Origin of the sequence: Culturomica massiliensis, from assembly GCF_900091655.1 — a bacterium.
GTDB lineage: Bacteria > Bacteroidota > Bacteroidia > Bacteroidales > Marinifilaceae > Culturomica > Culturomica massiliensis.
On sequence record NZ_LT594621.1, the window covers coordinates 3,605,617 to 3,627,051 of the forward strand.

General features: G+C 44.2%; 13 protein-coding genes. All 13 read left to right on the plus strand.

Annotation, left to right across the window (positions count from 1 at the left end; all coding sequences use genetic code 11):
• Window positions 1-123 precede the first annotated feature (123 nt).
• A complete protein-coding gene (locus BN8908_RS16050) occupies window positions 124-3,105 on the plus strand; it encodes a SusC/RagA family TonB-linked outer membrane protein (RefSeq protein WP_068691623.1) in 2,982 nt (993 codons plus the stop codon).
• A 16-nt stretch (window positions 3,106-3,121) separates the two neighbouring features.
• Window positions 3,122-4,615 (plus strand): RagB/SusD family nutrient uptake outer membrane protein, encoded by a 1,494-nt coding sequence (locus BN8908_RS16055; RefSeq protein WP_021987209.1) that lies wholly within the window; start codon window positions 3,122-3,124, stop codon window positions 4,613-4,615.
• A gap of 12 nt (window positions 4,616-4,627) precedes the next feature.
• Window positions 4,628-5,446, plus strand: a complete 819-nt coding sequence (locus BN8908_RS16060) for a DUF4843 domain-containing protein (RefSeq protein WP_068691625.1) — start codon at window positions 4,628-4,630, stop codon at window positions 5,444-5,446.
• A gap of 73 nt (window positions 5,447-5,519) precedes the next feature.
• Complete coding sequence (locus BN8908_RS16065; RefSeq protein ID WP_068691627.1) at window positions 5,520-6,215, plus strand: hypothetical protein; 696 nt, start codon at window positions 5,520-5,522, stop codon at window positions 6,213-6,215.
• A 38-nt stretch (window positions 6,216-6,253) separates the two neighbouring features.
• On the plus strand, window positions 6,254-8,995 hold the full coding sequence (locus BN8908_RS16070) for a S8 family serine peptidase (RefSeq protein WP_068691629.1): 2,742 nt from the start codon (window positions 6,254-6,256) through the stop codon (window positions 8,993-8,995).
• 2 nt (window positions 8,996-8,997) lie between these two features.
• On the plus strand, window positions 8,998-9,936 hold the full coding sequence (locus tag BN8908_RS16075; RefSeq protein WP_161945888.1) for a PorV/PorQ family protein: 939 nt from the start codon (window positions 8,998-9,000) through the stop codon (window positions 9,934-9,936).
• A 354-nt stretch (window positions 9,937-10,290) separates the two neighbouring features.
• Entirely contained in the window at window positions 10,291-13,263 is a 2,973-nt protein-coding gene (locus tag BN8908_RS16080; protein WP_068691631.1) for a SusC/RagA family TonB-linked outer membrane protein, read from the plus strand.
• A gap of 20 nt (window positions 13,264-13,283) precedes the next feature.
• Window positions 13,284-14,702 (plus strand): RagB/SusD family nutrient uptake outer membrane protein, encoded by a 1,419-nt coding sequence (locus BN8908_RS16085; protein ID WP_161945889.1) that lies wholly within the window; start codon window positions 13,284-13,286, stop codon window positions 14,700-14,702.
• A gap of 24 nt (window positions 14,703-14,726) precedes the next feature.
• Complete coding sequence (locus BN8908_RS16090) at window positions 14,727-15,596, plus strand: Calx-beta domain-containing protein (RefSeq protein ID WP_021987219.1); 870 nt, start codon at window positions 14,727-14,729, stop codon at window positions 15,594-15,596.
• 30 nt (window positions 15,597-15,626) lie between these two features.
• The gene (locus tag BN8908_RS16095) at window positions 15,627-17,240 is read left to right on the plus strand and encodes a hypothetical protein (RefSeq protein WP_068691635.1); all 1,614 of its coding nucleotides are present in this window, start codon (window positions 15,627-15,629) and stop codon (window positions 17,238-17,240) included.
• A 91-nt stretch (window positions 17,241-17,331) separates the two neighbouring features.
• Window positions 17,332-18,003, plus strand: coding sequence for a hypothetical protein (locus BN8908_RS16100; protein ID WP_021987221.1), 672 nt, complete (start codon window positions 17,332-17,334; stop codon window positions 18,001-18,003).
• 2 nt (window positions 18,004-18,005) lie between these two features.
• Window positions 18,006-20,624, plus strand: a complete 2,619-nt coding sequence (locus BN8908_RS16105; RefSeq protein WP_082989293.1) for a S8 family serine peptidase — start codon at window positions 18,006-18,008, stop codon at window positions 20,622-20,624.
• A gap of 2 nt (window positions 20,625-20,626) precedes the next feature.
• Window positions 20,627-21,435 (plus strand): PorV/PorQ family protein (locus BN8908_RS16110; RefSeq protein ID WP_161945890.1); only part of this gene is annotated, 809 nt, incomplete at its 3' end.

Below are 21,435 nucleotides of genomic sequence, written 5' to 3' on the forward strand. Positions count from 1 at the left end.
TATTATCCGCACCCAAAAAGTTGCATTTATAAGTTGAACTCAAGTTGAATTTAATAAGGGGAAACAGAATTTAACAACTGGATCAAAAACAGCCTAGATATGTCTAACTTAAAATTAAAATGTATGAGAAAATTAATTGGACTATTTGTTTTCCTGACTTTTGTCGGAATGCAGATATGTTTTGCTCAAACGCGGGAGATAACCGGTACGGTTATTGACAAAAGTGACAAGATGCCTCTCCCGGGAGTATCCGTCACTTTAAAAAGTAATCCATCCCAGGGAACAGCAACAGATGTAAACGGGAAATTTACATTAAAAGTAAACGACGGAGACGTTTTAGTATTTTCTTTTATCGGTATGAAATCGCAGGAAATTGCGGTTGCAGGAAAAACGAACCTTACTGTGGAAATGGAACCTGATGCAGAAATGTTGGATGAGGTCGTTGTCGAAGGTATGTACGGTACTCAAAAATTGGGTTCAATTACAGGTAGTGTCGCAACGGTGAAAGAGGAAAAGTTGAGAGACCGCCCTGTTGCTAATGTCGCTGATGCTTTACAGGGACAAGTTGCCGGTTTGCAGGTATATACTGCTTCCGGTGAGCCGAGTGCCAGTTTTTCAATGCGTTTGCGTGGTGTAAACTCCATGAATGCAAGTAATACTCCGTTGTTAATTGTAGACGGAACACCGGTAACAGCTTCTGCTTTCCGGGCCATCAACAGCAACGATATTGAAAACGTAGTATTACTGAAGGATGCTTCTTCAACAGCTATCTATGGTTCCCGTGCAGCCAACGGTGTATTGGTGATTTCTACAAAACGTGGTAAAATGGGCGAGAAACCGAAGATGCAGGTTCGTGCTCAATATGGTTGGTCACAAATGGCTATGGATAATTTAGATATGATGAATGCTCAGGAATATCTGAAATTCCGTGAAATGGTAGACCCGACTTTAATTACCAATTCAACTTTTCAGGAACATAAGGCTTGGGCAACCAAATACAATGTAGATACAGACTGGAAAGATTATCTTTTTAAAAGTAGTTCTCCTACTTATCAATTGGATGGTTCTGTAACGGGAGCTTCAGAAAAAAGTAACTATTATTTCTCAGCCGGTTATTTCAGTCAGGACGGTATCGTTCATCACTCGGACTACAAACGTATGACTTTACGTTCCAATGTAGATACTAAAATAGCCGATTGGTTAAAAGTAGGCGTTAATTTAGGTTTGTCTCATGAAAAATACCGGACGACTTTCTCTACGACAAATGGTTGGTACAATCCGGTTAACTTCGCAAGATGGGCCGATCCTTCTTATTCTCCCTATACCTATACTATTGATAACAATGGTAAAATTCATTGGGGAAAACCGTGGACGATAAATAATGAAATGGGAGGTTTGATAAACTGTTCCCGTGTTATGGAAATGCAACCACAAGTACAGAAAACAACCCGAATCATGGGTAATACCTTTATTCAGTTGACTCCGCTTAAAGGCTTAACTGTCCGGGCTCAACAATCGGCAGATGCTTATGACTACCGTTCAACATTGAAGGCTTATCCGGACCCTCTGAATGAAATGAATAAAAATGTCGGTAATGTAAGAGAAGCTTTCCAACGCTTTTACTCATTTACTTTTACCAATACAGCCGAATATAAATTCGATATACAGAACGATCATCACCTTAGCTTCTTAATCGGACAAGAATCTATCATTCAAAAAGATGAGGCATTTAATGCCCGTACTCAGGGACATTCCGACAGCCGCTTGATGTTGCTTTCTGCCAGCCAGACTCCATATGCAACAGATCCTTTCGGTTCTTCATTAACAGAGACCGTATTCAACTCTTACTTTGCAAGATTCAACTACGACTTTATGAACAAATACTACTTTGATGCTTCTGTCCGCCGGGACGGTTCTTCTCTTTTCCCGAAAGATGAACGTTGGGGTACATTCTATTCAGTGGGAGCCATGTGGAATATGAAGAAAGAAGCGTTCCTGGAGAATGTCGATCTGATTGATGATTTACGTTTGAAAGTAAGTTACGGTTCTACAGGTAACTCTGGAATCAGCGATTATGTATATATCGGTTCAATTGGAAACGGACAATATAACAATGAAGCGAGCTGGACAATCAGCGGAGTACAGAACGACGGTTTGACCTGGGAAACTGTGAAATCGTGGAATGTGGGTGTTTCCGGCCGTTTAATGAATGCTTTAAACCTGGATATTGAATTTTACAAAAAGACGACGACAGATATGTTGATGAGCGTACCTTTCTCTTATACGACAGGACACTCTTCTGCTAATGGTAACGTTGGTAAGATGACGAATACCGGTATTGACGTATCTGTAAATTACGATATTTTCAGTAAAGGTGATTTCTATTGGAATGTTAGTGCTAACTTCAACTACAATAAGAATGAGATTGTAAAATTGTATGAAGGTTTTGAGAATTTCGTACAAGCCGGTACCGGAATTAAATATGCAGAAGGACATGCTTTCGGTGAATTTTTCTATGCAAAATATGCCGGTGTAAATCCTGCTAACGGTAAACAGTTGTGGTATACTCCGGAAGGTGGTGTTACTGAAAACTACTCTGATGATCTGAAGCAATTTATGGGAAAAACCCGTTTTGCTCCTTGGGCCGGAGGTTTTGCAACAACAGTGGCCTGGAAAGGCATTTCTCTGAGTGCAGACTTTACATGGGTAGCTCAAAAATACATGTTGAACAACGACCGTTTCTTTGTTGAAAATTCAACGTTTGCAGCCGATCAAAATCAAGCGAAAAAGATGTTGAACATGTGGACAACTCCGGGACAGATTACGGATATTCCAAAAGCAGGAGAAGCTCCGCAATTCGATTCCCGTTTTGTGGAAAACGCCTCTTTCGTTCGTTTGAAAAACGTAACATTGTCTTATACATTCCCCAGACAATTATTGAAGAAAACCGGATTTATGGAAGGAGCCCGAATCTATGCTATCGGACGTAACTTGTTGACATTTACGGATTATTCAGGATATGACCCGGAAATTGACTCTAACTTGTCCATGGGTAAATATCCGAATACCAGACAGTATGAAATCGGTGTAGAGTTGAACTTCTAATTTTAAATTTAATCAGATGAAAAAGATATTATATACTTTGATAGGTATTACGGGTCTTTCCCTTGCTTCATGCGATATGGACAAATACCCGTATGATAAAATCCCTACCGACGAAGCTTTACAGACAGTAAGTGACTTTAAAAATTTTCGGAATGGATTTTATGAATATACACAGGTCCTGTTTACAGGTGATTATGTTATCCAACCCGAAGTTCAAGCTGACGGTTTAAATGCAGTTATTGACTTTACTAATACTTATGGCGCTTGGTACCGCTGGCAGCACACAGCAGAGAGTGGCGGACAATGGTCCGGTTTCTATGCATTGATCAGTAATTGTAATTTGGTATTGGAAAAAGGGGTATCACTGATGCATACTTTTTCTGACGCGGATCAAATCACATTAAAGCATTATTTAGGTGAAGCCTATTTTATGCGGGCATTGGCATATGAAGAATTGGCTATCCGTTTCTGTAAACCGTATAATGCATCTACGGCAGCAAATGATTTAGGTGTTGCTTTAGTAACAAAATATGCACCTTCCAGCCAGTCTTCTACTTATCCGGCACGCTCGTCATTGGCAAAGACATATGAGCTTATTACTGCAGATCTTGACTCAGCAGCCAAATATATAACGACACCCGGAACACAAAACTCCGGTTATCTGACAGAAGATGCTGTTGCTGCACTAAAAGCACGGGTTGCTTTACAGATGAAAGATTACACAGCAGCTATCAATGCTGCAAAACCATTGGTAGATGGTGACAAGTATCCATTAGTCACGACGGCTGTTGCTATGAGAGACATGTGGACAAACGATAAGTCTACGGAGGTTATTTTTCAGCCCATATTCATATCAGGCCAATTGGGTAGTGCTACCGGTACGGTCTTAATTGATAAATCAGGAAGTAATACCAAAGTTAATCCGGATTTTCTTCCGACGAAAACAGTATTGGATTTATATGATCAAACGAATGACCTTCGCTTTGCTGCTTACTTTAAAAAAGGATCGATGAATTTTTCTTCAGGTTCTCCTCAGCTTTATTATTGTTCCAAATATCCGGGTAATCCGCTTTATTGTACGGGTAATACCCAGTTTATAAATGCTCCGAAAATACTTCGTATTGCAGAAATGTATCTGATTTTAGCTGAAGCATATAAAGAATCCAATGATGAAACCAATGCGTTGAGTTATTTGAACGCTTTGCGTTCAAAACGTATCGCCGGTTATACAGACCAAACATATAGTGGAACAGCGTTGACTAATGAAATTCGTAAGGAACGTCAAAGAGAACTTTATATGGAAGGTTACCGTTTGTGGGATCTGAAGCGTTATGGAATAGGTCTTAGCGGACGTACTCCTCAGGACGGAACTTATGTATACCAGAACGGTGGTGCAAATTCAACAGAAATCAGTAAAGAAGCCAGTGATTTCCGTTTTGTATGGCCGATTCCGACACATGAGATCAATGCTAATCCACAAATGAAAGATCAACAAAACGAAGGATACTAAAAAGGATTAATTATGAAAAAGATATACATTTTATTTATTGCGTTATCCGCATTTTTCTTAATGGGATGTGAAAATGATCCCATTCACTATAGCGGTCCTGACTTCGTATCATTCAACGAAGGAGCTATAAACAAAGTTGTTAAAGAGAACGAAGACGGAATTTTAGAGATTACACTGGGAGTTTCCAAAACAAGCAATGCAGATCGTACTTTCAGTGTCGTTGTCGACGCAGCCAATACGACTGCAGTAGAAGGTCAGGATTATGAGTTTGTGAATAAAACCGTTACGATCCCTGCCGGAAAATATACCGGAGTAATTAAAGTAAAAGGCAATTATGACAATCTGACTCCTGAGGCTGTTAAGTTAACTCTTAATTTAGTAGCTGATCAGTCTATGTTACAGGAAGGAACAACCACAAGTGTTGTCGTAAATCTAAGTCGTTTCTTTGAGATTACCATGGACTGGCTGGAAGGCAACTGGTTGGCTCAGGATACAAAAAATGGAGCCAATGACGGAGATCCTTACGACATGACCATAGAGCAAATTAATGGAGATACGATTGCTATAGGCGGATTATTCGGAACACCTTCCTTAATCAAGGGTATCGTTGACTACGATAATGCTCAGATACAAATTCCTATGCAGCAATATATGTTTTCTCAGGGAGGAGCTGATTATTTTATTTTTAATGTTGTCGGAAGTAGTTTGTATAATAAGCCTATTGTTTGTGATATTAATTTCAGGGGAATAACAACCGGATCCTATGGTGTTTTGAATGCATCGTACTCAGGATGGTTTCCTTATATAACTGTAATGGTCAAAGAGGAATGATCCTCTTAGGATGAACTTATCGGGAGAGGATGCAAATCAGCATCCTCTTCTTTTTCTCACTAAACCTGCAACCATGAAAAAATTAATCTTTATTTTATGCCTATTTCTATCCGTGCCTTTGTTAAAGGCTCAGGATGTAAATAGTGTCAATTCGACGATGAACAATTTCCGGTTGAGTATGTTACCGGATATCATGGATGTCGATTCCCCTAAATTTGCAGCAACCTATGACGGCACCCCTTTCCTGGAAAAGGAATGGCAACCCGGAAGTGTGACCCTAATTTCCGGAGAAATAAAAAAATACTCTATGAGATATTTTGTATATGGAGAGCAGATTTGGCTGAAGAATGAAGCCGATTCGACCTATACTCTGAATCTTTCGGATAAAATCGCGGGGATAACGATTGGGAATAGACATTTTATCTACACTGATTATGTGACCGGGAACAGGTCCGGAACAGGTATACTGGAAGTGATGTATAACGGAGCGGGCTGCAAGCTTTTGAATCTCCATACCTGCCAGCTTGAAAAAGGGCGTCCGGCTAACGGATATCAGGAAAAAGAAAAGGATAAGTTCCAGCACAAAGAAGTTTTGTATTATCAACTGGATGAGCAGGAAGCATCGGTATTGCCCCGCTCTAAAAAAGAATTCTTATCCGTTTTCGGCGACAAAGCGAATCTTATCGGAAAGTATTTCAAAGACAATAAGCTGAAAATGAAACCGGAAGACCTGATAAAAGTCTTTACTTATTATGATGAAATAAAATAAAAGCATATATTTATAGCTAATTTAATCTACCCCATACAATGAACCATAAACTATTCTTTCTCCTGCTCGGCCTTCTTTTTCTGGGCTGTCAGGATGATAAACTCGGAAACGAGGATAAAAGCAAGGAGCAACCCGGATGGACCCGGGAAAGCCGGACAAACTTCCTTCCCGGCGTCATCCGGATAAAACTGCAATCCGGAAGTTCTGAAAAAGTACGCCTTTCTTCTGCCGCCGGGACGGCACAGATGGGGATTTCCGAAATCGACCGCATCGCCGCCGAACTCGGGGCCTCACAGATCAAGAGGGTATTCCCGCCTGCCGGAAAGTTCGAAGCCCGGCAACACGCCGCCGGACTTGACCTGTGGTATGACATCCGCTTCAATCAGGATGTTCCCCTGACAAGGGCCGCCGCCGATCTTTCGTCCGTAGCGGGCATCGACATCATAGAACCTGTCCGCCGGGCCGTCCGCACAGGCGGCGACCGCATCGTCCCCGTTGATGCCGCAGCCCTTGTAAAACCGGCTGCCACGGGGACCTTCAACGACCCCCTTCTGTCAAAACAATGGCATTACAACAACAACGGAAGCATCCAGTACTCCGTAGAAGGGGCTGACATCAACCTGCAAAGGGCCTGGGACGTCACCGCCGGTTCCCGCGAAGTGATCGTCGCCGTCGTTGACGGGGGAATCGATATCAACCACGAAGACCTCCGGGACAACGTATGGAGAAACGAAGACGAGCAGGAAGGCCTGGACGACAACGATAACAACGGCTATGACGGGGATGTATACGGATGGAACTTCGTACACGACAGCCCGAACATCGTGGCTCACGCACACGGTACCCACGTTGCGGGAACGATTGCCGCCGTCAATAACAACGGCATCGGCGTGTGCGGCGTTGCAGGAGGAAGCGGGAACAACGACGGAGTACGTGTCATGAGCTGCCAGATTTTCGCCCCCAATGCACAGGACCCAGACAAGGACGACGGCACCCAGCAAATTCCCTCTGCCATTGTTTACGGAGCCAACAACGGGGCCGTCATCAGCCAGAACAGCTGGTCCTATACATTTGACGAAGGGGTTACCCCGACCTTCCCCAGGGCTACCAAAGAAGCCATCGATTATTTTATCACTTATGCGGGAATAGATGAAACAGGCATACAGACCGGCCCCATGAAGGGCGGTATCGTGATCTTCTCTGCCGGCAACAGCAACCGGGACTACCTCGAATATCCCGCCCAGTATGATAAAGTCCTTTCAGTAGCCTCCATGGCTCCGGATTTCAAAAAGGCCTATTATTCCAATTATGCAGACTGGGTTGATATAACCGCTCCCGGAGGAAGTTTCCGCTACGGCGGCAAATACAACGACAACTGTGCCATCCTGAGCACCCTGCCCGACAACAACTACGGATACATGCAGGGCACCTCCATGGCCTGTCCCCATGTCTCCGGGGTTGCGGCGCTGATCGTTTCCGAATACGGCGTGGGACATCCCGGCTTTACCCCGGAGGACCTGCGCAAGCGCATCCTCAATACCGCAAGGGATATCGATGCCCACAATCCGGAGTTCGCCGGAAAGCTCGGCGTCGGCTACATTGATGCCGCCCGCGCCGTACAGACCGATGCTGGGATTGCTCCCGAACCGGTGAATGACCTGCAGGTTGTCTGGAAATCAAATTCTGCAGAGCTTGCCTGGAGTGTTACGGCCGACCAGGACAACGGGACGGCTGACCACTATGACATTTACCTGAGCACACAGCCGTTCGGGAACACGGACCTCAGTACCCTTGACGTAACCGGGAGGGTGGATGTCGGAAACAAGGCTGCCGGAGAAGGCGTGGCTGCCACGCTCAGCAATCTGACCCCAAAAACCGTTTACTATATCGCGGTCGTTGGCGTCGACATGTTCGGAAACCGTTCGTCTGCCGCCTTCGAAAGCGGTGAAACTCTGAGCAACCAACCCCCGGTTGTAACGCGCAGGAATTCAGGGGACATCCTGCTTAAAGCCTATCAGACAAGGAAGGAATACTTCGACGTGACAGAGCCGGAAGGACAGGGGTATACATTCACCCTGAACGATATGAAAGGCGTTTCGGCTGCCCTGGAAGGCAATGCGGTTGTCGTTACCATCAAAGCCCCGGAAGTTTCGGCAGGGGAAGCATACAGCGGTACGGCCGTACTGACCGTCACGGATGAAGCCGGAGCTGCAACGGTTGTCGGCATCCCGTTCGCCATAGAGAAAAACAACGCCCCCGTTATCACCCAGGCATCCTGGGAAAACATGTACTTTGAGCGCAACGGGGAAAAGCAGGTTATCCCCCTGGAGGACTACTTTACGGATGCAGACGGGGAAGCCCTCAGTTACGATATCACCAGTTCCGTCACCGGACTTATAAGAACGGACGTAGAGAACGGGCAGCTGACCATTACTTCCCTCAAAAACGGGATGGCCACAGTCACGGTTACTGCCGGCGATTATTTCGGAAAGACATGCAGCCGCGAATTTGTAGTGATGTCGAGGGACAACCGCGTGCCTGTCGACCTTTATCCCAATCCGGTAAAGGACAGGATGAATATCCGCATGGGCAAAGAGGTACAGGGGAAGATCGGCGTTACCCTTTACAATACAGGAGGGACACAGGTATGGGAATCGGCAGAGACGATCTCTCCGTTCGGTCCGGCACAGGTGGATCTGAGCAGATTACCGGGGGGCAGTTATGTGGTGGTAGTGAAATACAACGGTAAAGAATACAAGAATAACATAGTGAAACTGTAATGATGAAAAGAACAAATATATTATTGGCCCTGCTTTTGTGCTCTTTCTTTGGGGCACAGGGCCAGAGCGCCTCATTTCTGAATATCAATCCCGATGTCCGTTCTGCGGGTATGGGAGACGGTGGTGTAGCTCTCGGAAGCAATGCTTTTTCTTTGTATCTCAATCCTTCGGCTACGGTTTTCGGGGATTCGAAGGGGGCTGTGGCTTATTCGTATCTGCCGTGGCAGCGGGAGCTGACAGACGGCAGTAATCTGCATGCCCTTTCGGGATATTACCGTCTGGGGAACAAAAGCGGCCTTTTGGCCGGGTTCCGTTATTTTACGCACGGCGATATCGTCGTAACGGACGGTGAGGGCAATACTTCGGGGAGCTTTACCCCGAAAGAATTTTCGATAGACCTGGGTTATGCTTACCGGCTTTGTGACCGCTGGTCTGTTTCGGCCGTGCTTCATTACATCAGTTCGGATCTGGGGGATTTCTCGGGAGCGAAGAAGGGTTCGGCCTTTGCAGCGGATCTGGGTGCGATGTATCATGCGCCGTCGTGGAATGCGGGCCTTTCCGTAACGAACCTGGGTTCAAAGATCGATTACGGTTACGACAGCTATGAGCTTCCGGCCAGCCTGAAAGCGGGCGGGGCTTACTGGCATACCTTTTCTGACCGGCACCGTCTGACGGGTCATGCGGAGCTGGCTTACCGTCTGATGCCTTCCGATTACAGCGGCGTGAATGTTGGTCTTGGGGCCGAATACCTTTACAACGATCTGATAGCGGTGCGCGGGGGTTATCACATCGGGGACGATAAGAAGACAGGGCCCGGTTACGCCACTCTGGGTTGCGGTCTGATGTACCGCGGAGCAGAAGTGAACTTTGCTTACTGGCTGGCTGGCAGTGATTCGCCGGTGAAGGGAACGTTCTGTCTCTCTGCCGGATGGAGCTTTTAAACAAACAATCATAATGTGACTGGAAGTCGGTTCAGAAATGGACCGGCTTTTTTATTTCTTTATACTTCCCTTCAAAACGAATTCTTTTTACCCTATTTTTTCGCTGCAAAACAGATGAGATGTTTTTTAATATTATGTAACCATCTTCGTCGTATCCGATAGTACCTTTTTCTCTCCTTCTCATACATCTTTCTTCCTTTCGCTTCCCTTGACATACCACGCTTACTAAGCATGTGCAGCTTGCCTGAAAATCACAATAGATGAGGATTTTAACTTGAATTTAGGAGGTGGGGAACAAAAATTAACGATTTAATTAAAAACAGCCTAAATATGTCTAACTTAAAATTAAAATGTATGAGAAAATTAATCGGACTGTTTGTCCTTCTCACGTTATGGGGAGTGCAGATATGTTTTGCGCAGACGCGTGAAGTGACCGGTACGGTGGTCGACAAAAGTGACAAGTCGCCGCTACCCGGTGTGTCTGTAATTATTAAAAACAATCGGGCCGTTGGGACTGCGACTAACATCAATGGTAAGTATTCAATTAAAGTAAATGAGAATGATGTTTTGATTTTCACTTTTGTGGGGATGAAGGATCAGGAGATTGCAGTTGCAGGTAAGAATGTTATCGATGTTGAGTTGGTTCCGGCAACAGAGTCCTTGGAGGAAGTGGTGGTAGTTGGGTATGGAACGGTGCGTAGAGAAGCCAAGACCGGTTCTATTACTTCCGTCGGGGGAGAAAAATTGGCCGAAGTACCTGTTATTTCTGTTGATAAGATGTTGGCAGGTAAAATGGCAGGTGTGATGATTACCACTAATTCAGGGCAACCGGGAGCCAGCTCTCAGATTCGAATCCGGGGTACGAGCTCAATTAATGCCGGTAACGAACCGTTATATGTGGTCGATGGAATTCCGATTGAAAGTGGGGATCAGAGCGTGATGAACAATACCAGTAATGCTATTGCTGCTTTTAATCCGAACGATATCGAATCGATTACGGTGCTAAAAGATGCCGCCGCTGCTTCTATTTATGGTTCCCGTGCTTCCAATGGTGTTATTTTGATTACGACAAAGGCAGGTAAAGAAGGAAAAAGTCAGTTTACAGCCCGGGCCAAATACGGTGTGTCCTGGTTGGCGAATGACAATAACTTCCGGGTGATGAGCGGTGCAGAATTGTTAGATTATCAGCGTACGGCAGCTATTAACGCCGGAGTAGATCCGGATGATCCTACCGGTACTTATTATCGTCCGTATGAGTTGTTGAACCGTCCGCAAACCAATTGGATGGATCATTTTTCACGCTTGGGTAATATGCAGGAATATGAAGTTACGGCTCAGGGAGGATCTGCTAAGACGAAATTTTACAGTTCGCTTTCATACCAAAAAAATGAAGGTGTTTTCTATGGTATCGAATACGATAAGCTGACTGCCCGTGTGAATGTCGATCAGAAGCTGCATGAAAAGTTGGATTTTGGCGCCCGTATCAATGTCGCTTATATAAAGAGCAGTGATGTGGCCATGCAAAGTCTGTATTATGTAAATCCGGCCTGGGCGGGCTTACAGATTTTACCCTGGACTCCGGCTTATGATGCAAACGGGGATCACAATGTGAATATTTCTGAGAACTCGAACAGTAATCCAAGGGCAACGGCTAAATACGATGATAACTGGGAAAAGCAATACCGGTTTATCGGGAATATGTATCTGGAATGGAAACCGATAAAAGGCTTGAGTGTAAAAACGACGAATGCTGCGGAACTGACTTTCGGTGAAGGGCGTTCTTATCAATCTTTGCATACGAATGCTTCTGCCCGTTTGTGGACCTCACATGTAAAGTATCAGACTCTGACGACTTCCAATACGATTACTTATAATAATACATTCGGAGACCATTCGCTGCGTGTATTGGCCGGTCAGGAAGCGATGAAGAGGGATTACAATATGGAACAATGGAAATCTTATGATGTAGATCCGAACATCCCTTATCCACCTACATCTACAGATGCGAAAGACGGTCTTTATGATTATGGAATGAATACGCGGTCGTTGATGTCTTTCTTCGGTATTCTGGATTATAGTTATGCTTCCCGGTATTATTTACAGGCTTCTTTGCGTTATGACGGGAGTTCTCTTTTTGCCGAAGGTAATCAATGGGGTATGTTCTGGTCTGTGGGTGGTTCCTGGAATATGCATAATGAAAAATTTATGGAAAACACAGCCTATCTGGATGTGTTGAAACTGCGTCTCAGCTACGGTGTAAACGGTAATAACGATATCTCAGCTTATAGACAGTACGGTGTATACGGTTCGACAACGATAAACGGAACAACCGGTATGTTACCGAGTTCCCCGGCAAACAATGAATTATCCTGGGAAAAGAATAAATCCTGGAACCTGGGTGTGGATTTCGGTTTTTTTAATCGTTTTTCCGGCAGTATCGATTTGTATAAACGTAATACGACCGATATGTTGTTGAACAGGCCGGTATCGGGAACGACCGGTTTTACTTCCAACCTGAAAAATGTCGGAGAATTGGAGAATAAAGGTATTGAATTCCAAATCGAAGGAACGGTTTTGAAATCGGGAGATTTCAATTGGGATTTAGGATTTAATATCGCTTTCAACAAATCGAAAGTGATCAGCCTGGACGGCGATCAAATGATTAATCACAGTTCGGTATTGAAATATATTAAAGGAGAGAGATTATTTACTTTTTATTTGAAAGATTACTACGGTGTAAATCCTGTAAACGGAGAAGCTTTGTGGAGAGATGAGCAGGGCTTACTTACCAATAACTATGACGATGCCCGTTATGTGTATGCCGGTAGTCCGGAGCCCAAGTATACCGGAGGTTTCAATACTACTTTTTCCTGGAAAGGATTAGCATTGAGTGCATTCTTTGAAATGAAGGGGGGAAATAAGGTGATGCTGATCAATGAAAATTATTATTTGCAATCGGACGGTTCGCAGATGGGAACCAATCAGTTTGCCAGCGCTACCAACTATTGGAAGAAACCGGGTGATACCGGCTGTAATCCGAAGCCCATTGCCGGTAACAGTACGAAATCCAATGAAGCTTATTCGACACGTTGGATTGAAAAAGGGGATTATTTGAGGATAAAAGACGTTACCTTGTCTTACACATTGCCTGCCCATATTATCAAACCGGTGGGGATTTCAAATGTTAAATTCTATGTCAGTGCATTGAATTTGTATACGTTCCACGATGTGAATTTCTTTGATCCGGAACGGGGTGTTGACGGTGTCGGAGCCGGTATCCATCCGATGACCAAAACTTTTGTAGGAGGTATTGAAATAGCATTCTAACGATGATAAAAGAGAAAAATATGAAAAAGTCATTATTCTATATATTATTTGCGGCTACGGCACTTTGCGGATGCGAGGGTTTCCTGACGGAGGAGCCGAAGCTGACTCAAAGTAACGAGCTGACACTTTCAAACTATGACGGTTTGAATAAAGCGACTGCCGGGGCTTATTCTCCCTTATATGCACAATCCTGGTACGGAGCTCAATTCAATCTTTCCGCCGATCTCCGGGGAGGGAATGCCAAGCGTTCTACCAATGCAGATTTTGAATCCGGACGTTATAAAAATGAATATTTCTGGAATTTCAGTCCGAGTTCAACTTCCGGATTGTGGAATTATGCCTATTATGTTATTTCAGCGGCGAATAACGTTATCGATAATCTGGACGGGAAAGATGTCGGAGGTATCACAAAACAGGATCTCGATAATCTGAAAGCAGAATGTTTGTTTTTACGGGCGTTAGGGCATTTCGATCTGGTTCGTGTTTATGCACAACCTTATTCCCGTAACCCGGAAACGGATTTGGGTGTACCTTATATAAAGCATACGGTATCCGGTGTTAAACCTGCCCGTGATAAAGTAAACGTGGTATATGAATCTATCATTGAAGATTTGTTGGAGGCGGAAAGGATCATGGCGGATAAATATGTGCGTTCGGGCGTTACCGATCCGAAAGGCACTGTAACAAAACCTGCCATACAAGCTCTGTTGTCCCGGGTTTATTTGTATATGGGTAACTGGCAAAAGGCTGCCGATTATGCCACGCTGGTAATAAAAAACGCCGGTTATTCCCTGTGGGAAAAAGACGAGTATAAATCTGTATGGGGAGAGGATGTAACCAAAGGCGGTGAAATTATTTTCTGTATAAACGGTAATAATGGTAACTCTTATTATCCCGGTTTTGAAGAAATTTCATGGATTGTCAATCCGGAAGGATATGCGGATGTGGTTTCGACTTCTGATTTACGTGATTTGTATGAAGATGACGATGTACGCGGTAAATTGTTTATATCTCATGAAAATGCACAGGATCATTTCTGGACATTGAAATATCCGGGTAAGGGCTTGTCTTCTCCCGATGCAAATAATATCGTCGTATTACGGCTTTCTGAAATGTATTTGAATCGCGCTGAAGCGATCTATAAGGGGGCTACGATTACAGGTGTTACGGCGCTTGATGATCTGAACGCCATTGCAGAGATAAGAGGCGCTTCTCCCTACGATACCCCGGATGCTGAAAAAATTTTCAACGAAAGAAGAAAAGAACTGGCTTTCGAAGGTCACATCGTGTTTGACTATGCACGTCTGAAAAAAAGCCTGACCCGGGTGGATTATGACGGAACGGACAACAAGACGATCAATTTCCCGGACAATAAGTGGGCGATGCCGATTCCGAAAGGGGAATGCGATGCTAACCCGAATATGGTACAGAATCCCTGATTAACGTTTTAAAATCTGAACATTATGAAATTATTAAATTATATTTTTACCATGATGATTGCATCCTTATTACTGAGCGGATGTGATTTGAATGAGAGTCCTAAATTCAGCGATGGAGATGCTTTTGTCGGTTTCAGCGGCTCTTCGCTGGATGTCGCCGAAAATAAAGGAACCTTATCTATTCCTGTTACCTTATCTTCTTTAGGCGGTCTTTCTTCCGTCGTAACCTATACGGTAAAAGACGGGACAGCCAAAGAGGGAACAAATTTCAACGTGAACGGAACTGGAACGCTTTCTTTTACCAAAGAAAATCCGGTACAAAACATTGAAATCGAGGTGATAAACAACGATGCTTATACCGGTGACCTGGTATTTACAATTGAATTGGCTAATGCCGGAAATGTCAATATGGGAAGTATTTCTAAATGTGAAGTTACCATTTTGGATAAAGATCATCCGTTGAGTTTCATTTTAGGGACATTTGCGGCTGTCGGAGAAAGTAATTTCGGAGGAGGTTTGGCATGGGACGTTTCCATTGCTAAAGACGCCGATGATATCACCAAAGTTTGGATCACCAATTTGGTGCCCGGAGGTTCCAGTGTTAAAAATCCGGTGTATGGAGTTGTCAATGAAGAAAAAACACAACTGATTATTCCGATTAAACAAACGTTGATGGAGCATGCTTCTTATGATGCCGTCCTTTTGGAAGGATATTACGGTGGAGACGAGAGCCGGATCCCAAGTGGAGGAAAATTAACCGTCGATATTGCAGCAGACGGAACGTTGACCTTTCAGGATATATTCGGAGCATTGGTCTATAATGATTTAGGTTCTAATGATACGGCCGGTTGGTTTGAATTGGTATTAGCCGGAGCTAAGATGACTAAAAAGTAATTGATTGTCATATAATTAAAAAGATTGATTATGAAAAAACTGATATATGGATTTCTGGCAGCGACAGCCTTGTTGTTTAGCTGTACGGATTTTGAGTCTTACAATTCCATTCCGATGGAAGAGGGACCTGCGATGGCGATTACGCTGGATGCGGCAGCCGACAGTTCTTTTACTGTGACATTTGCTCCCGCGGCAGCGGCGAGTTATTATTCTTTCTTTATCGAAACGAGTGATGAAGTTAAAGAATACAGTGCTTCGAATATATTGAAGTGTGTTTATAAGGATAAAGGTGTAGCTAAGACGGTCAACTATAAAGATGAGCAAAGTTATACTTTAAAAATGGCGGCAATGCCGAACACGGCTTATCAGATATATGCCGTAGCTGCCAGCGAACAAGGTATGGTGGGTAAGGTGGCACAGTTCAGTGTGACAACGACCGACGGTTTGCGTCCTTCCCCGCTAACTTTTAAAGCAGGGGCATCTTCTGTGGCTGTGACTTTCTCTGAAAAGTTACAGAGAGGCGAAGGTAAAGTGTATGCTACCGTTTATGCTATTAATGCTTTGAATGAAGAGCCCGTTGAGTTCGAAATGCCGGATAGTACGATTGTAATTAAGGGGGCGGATGTTACGTTTACAACACCGGAAGTCCATGCCGGGGCTAATGTTTGTATTACCTGGGATGAGGGTGCGTTTACTGATTTGAAAGGCAATCTGAGCGGGGCTTTTACAAATAAAGGCTATGATGCGGCGACTAAAAAATTCAAAGGTATAAGCTACCGGATGGCAACAGAAACGATCGGTTTGGTTTCTGCCAGTGATACTATAACTTATTATACAGACTGGGAAAATTTGGAAATGACATTCTTTTCTAAGGCGACTCTTGTGAAGGTCGGTGACAATTGTAAAATTCAACTTCGTTACAATGAAGAGGGCCGGAGTACCTTGATTGATTTGAAATACAGGCAGCATTTCGGATTTGCCGATGATACGACACTGATTGTCGGGCTTCCTGAGGAACCTGATTTTAATGTTTCTATCGACGTTATTATTGCTGAAAAATCTTTTCAGGATAAATACGGTAATGAAACGAAAGGTTTAACCTTGGATGGTAAATATATTCGTTTTTTGGAAAGTACGGGTATTGAAGGTGTATATCATGCATCTGCCAAATCTTATTTTGCCAATAGAGGCTCTTTTGATTGGGATATTATAGTCAAAAGAGATGCCGATGATCCGAAAAAAGTGTGGGTTAGTAATTTAGAACCTTATTTTTTAAGCGGTGGAGTTAGTGCTCCCAGAGGCAATTATTTTTATGGGATGTTAAATGCCGACGAAACACAAATTGTACTTCCTGCGGCACAACGGGTTGGTTATGGTGATGTTGTTGTGTTTGGATTCTCAAAAGCAGACCCGGATGACCCGGATGCAATGATGAATGTGGATATGATTATGGATGTACAAGAGAACGGTTGGTTGAATATGCCGAATGCCTGGGGTGCTTTTGAGGGGGATAGATTCTATAATTTATTTTATGGAGATATTACTTTTATAAAAACCAGTAACAGTGTTCCTGCTGCGATCTCTGCAAAAGCTGTTCGTTATAAAATTGATACTCGTCCATTGCAGTTGGCTCCCAAAAAGTAAGTATGAACGAGATACGTCCATATTTTGAATATTAACACATGAAGAGAGGGAGACCCGTGGGTTTCCCTCTTTTTGGCTAAATCTGAATATTATGAAAAGATTATTGTTTTTTTTGTGTTTGGGTATATCTTGTTTGGTGTCTGCACAGGAATATACAACTAATTGGCCTTATCTTTTTTCTGAATTCCAACCGGGAACGGTATTTTATAAGGATGGAGGGAAGAGTGCCTTGCAATTGAATATCCATTTATTAAAATCTCATTTACACTTTTTGAAAGGAGAACAAATTATGGAAGCAGAGCCGGGTAAAATTGACCGGGTTGAAATTAATGGAGTAAATTATCTGGAAATCGATGGGCGAATCATTCGTTTACTGAAAGCCAAAAAGGGCGGTTTTGTCGGAGAACTGGTGTTGGGAGATTTTGAAAGTTTGCTTGATAACAGCGGGGCTTATGGTGCTTCTTCCAATACTCAATCTGTACAAAAAATGTCTTCTTTGGAAATCGGTGGGATTAGTAATATGAACCATATGTTTTTAAAAGAAAGCAAGGATGGAGGGAAGGCACTCTCCGCTATTCGGGAGTATGTGCTTATTGTAAAGGGTGAATGTTATCCGGCTTCCAAAAAAGATATTGAGAAAAAATTATCCACAGAACGACAGCAGGCCTTTAAAAATTTTCTGAAAAAGCATAAAATAAAATGGAAAAATCCGGACAGTCTGTATGAGCTGCTGGATTTTTTTAAAGACGAAATGCCACAATAGTTATGAAAAGGAGAGTATTATTATTTTTGATGATATGTGTCTTAGCAGGCGGATGTCATCCGGATGATGAATTACAAAGCGATCCGGATAAAAGGGAATTTTCCGAGACAGAAATGGATATGATGAGTGTAAAAGGGCGGTTGCGGATCAAGTTATCCCAGGAGTTAGCCAATTCTCTCGAAATATCGGTAGATTCTGTCGGTATTCGTACCCGGGTAAGCGGTATGGATCATGTTTTAACGGCTTTAGGGGCTAGTTCTATGCGGCGGACATTCCCGCCGGCCGGTCGTTTTGAGGCTCGTACCCGTGCTGCAGGCTTGCATTTGTGGTACGATATTGTTTTTGATGAGGACAAGCCGGTTTCCCGGGCTTCCGCTGATTTCTTGCAGTTTCCGGGTGTTGAAATCGTGGAGCCGATCCGTAAAACGGTTCAATTGACATTGCCTTTCAATGATCCCGAGTTGGATAAGCAATGGCATTATTACAACGACGGTTCTCTCAGTGGTTCTATTGCCGGGGCTGATATAAATCTTTTTGAAGCCTGGAAAACAGAAACAGGTAAGAAAGAAGTGATTGTATCGGTGGTTGATGGAGGAATTGATTTTGAACATGAGGATTTAGCTGCCAATATGTGGATGAATGAAGCAGAAGTGAACGGAGTTCGTAATAAAGACGATGATGACAACGGTTATAAGGATGATGTGTACGGTTTCAATTTTGTAGATCAGGTCGGGACAATCAAGCCGGGCAAGCATGGAACACATGTCGCCGGAACAGTTGCCGCTGTGAACAATAATGGGAAAGGGGTTTGCGGTGTTGCCGGAGGGGACGGTTCCGGGAATGGTGTCAGATTGATGTCGTGTCAGATTTTTGGAACTGATGCCAGTGGTAAGGATATTAGTGCGGATGGAGCTCCTGCGATCAAATATGGTGCCGACAATGGAGCGGTTATCAGTCAGAACAGTTGGGGGTATGAAAAGGGTGGTTCTGCACTTCCGGCCTCTTTAAAGGCTGCTATAGATTATTTTGTAACTTATGCAGGGGTGGATGAACACGGAAATCAGGAAGGGCCGATGAAAGGAGGTATTGTAATTTTTGCTGCCGGTAATGATAATCTTCCTCTTGCTTATCCGGCCTGTTATGAGAAGGTTGTTGCTGTCGCTGCGCTCACAAGCGATTATAGAAAAGCTGATTTTTCCAATTACGGCGAATGGGTGGATATTTCAGCTCCGGGGGTTCGGATATACAGTACTACTCCCGGAAATACCTACGGTTATTTACAAGGTACTTCCATGGCTTGTCCGCATGTATCGGGCGTAGCTGCTTTGGTCGTTTCTAAATTCGGCGGACAGGGATATACACCTGAAAAATTAAAAGAACGTTTGTTCAATACGGCTAAAGATATCTATGCCTATAATCGCGGTTATCAGAGTAAACTGGGTATCGGGCTTATAGATGCTGCGGCTGCCCTGGCTGTAACGAGTACAGTACCGCCTCAGAAAGTGACGAAATTATGGGGTACGGTTTCATCCAATATTGCTTCTTTGCAGTGGTTGGTTCCTGCTGATCCGGACGATGTGAAAGCAGCCGGTTTTTCTGTATATTATACGCAGGAAGATATCAGTTCATTAAATCCGGATAATTTGCCGTCGCATGTCGGTGTGCGGGGATTTGCAACCGGAGATTTGAATGTCGGTGACACGATGACGGCTGTATTGCCCGGACTGGAATTTGAAACCAACTATAATGTTTTTGTCGATGCTTATGATGCTTCCGGTAATCGCTCCGCGCTTTCTCCCCGTTTCTCTTTTCAAACGGGTTCGAACGGAGTTCCTGTCATTACTCCGGTGAATGGAAATAGCATTACTTTGCGTGGATTTGAGACCAAGTCATTAGCATTTATTATCTCAGATCCCGATGGGCACGATATGACATGGGCTTTGGAAAATCCGTCAGAGGCAATTACCGGAATACTTAATGATAAGACGATCACATTGACTATAAATGCGACGAAATTGGCTCCCGGAACTTATCAGGGACGGTTGAATGTGAGCGATGTTTACGGAGCATCTACCGGTTTGAGTTTTACTTATGTTGTGGAACCGAATCATGCACCCCATGTTATTCTTCAACCTGAGGATGTTGTGTTTTCGCGGGTGGGAGAACAGATAGCATTGACGTTAGCCGATTATTTTGTGGATGAAGATGGGGAACCGCTCAGTTATTCAACGGTGGTTTCTGACTCCCGGGTTGCCCATTTGAGTCCTAACAGAGGTAACTTATATATTACAGCTTTGGCTGTAGGTGCGACGGATGTAACTTTAACGGCTAAAGATGCTTTAGGAGAATCGGCTTCGGTCGCTTTCAGAATTTCGGTTGGAGGTGGAGGTGATCAGGAAGTCAGTTTGTATCCGAATCCGGTAAAAGATAAATTGAATATTCTCACGAAAGAAGGAGAGAGTGTTGAAATTATTTTATACAATACGGCAGGCGTAAAAGTTTTGGATGGAAGGTATGTCGTACCGGCACAGGTGGATCTGAGCAGATTACCGGGGGGCAGTTATGTGGTGGTAGTGAAATACAACGGTAAAGAATACAAGAATAACATAGTGAAACTGTAATGATGAAAAGAACAAATATATTATTGGCCTTTCTTTTGTGCTCTTTCTTTGGGGCACAGGGCCAGAGCGCCTCATTTCTGAATATCAATCCCGATGTCCGTTCTGCGGGTATGGGAGACGGTGGTGTAGCTCTCGGAAGCAATGCTTTTTCTTTGTATCTCAATCCTTCGGCTACGGTTTTCGGGGATTCGAAGGGGGCTGTGGCTTATTCGTATCTGCCGTGGCAGCGGGAGCTGACAGACGGCAGTAATCTGCATATCCTTTCGGGATATTACCGTCTGGGGAACAAAAGCGGTCTTTTGGCCGGGTTCCGTTATTTTACGCACGGCGATATCGTCGTAACGGACGGTGAGGGCAATACTTCGGGGAGCTTTACCCCGAAAGAATTTTCGATAGACCTGGGTTATGCTTACCGGCTTTGTGACCACTGGTCTGTTTCGGCCGTGCTTCATTACATCAGTTCGGATCTGGGGGATTTCTCCGGAGCGAAGAAGGGTTCGGCCTTTGCAGCGGATCTGGGTGCGATGTATCATGCGCCGTCGTGGAATGCGGGTCTTTCCGTAACGAACCTGGGTTCAAAGATCGATTACGGTTACGACAGCTATGAGCTTCCTGCCAGCCTGAAAGCGGGCGGGGCTTACTGGCATACCTTTTCTGACCGGCACCGTCTGACGGGTCATGCGGAGCTGGCTTACCGTCTGATGCCTTCCGATTACAGCGGCGTGAATGTTGGTCTTGGGGCCGAATACCTTTACAATGATCTGATAGCGGTGCGCGGGGGTTATCACATCGGGGACGATAAGAAGACAGG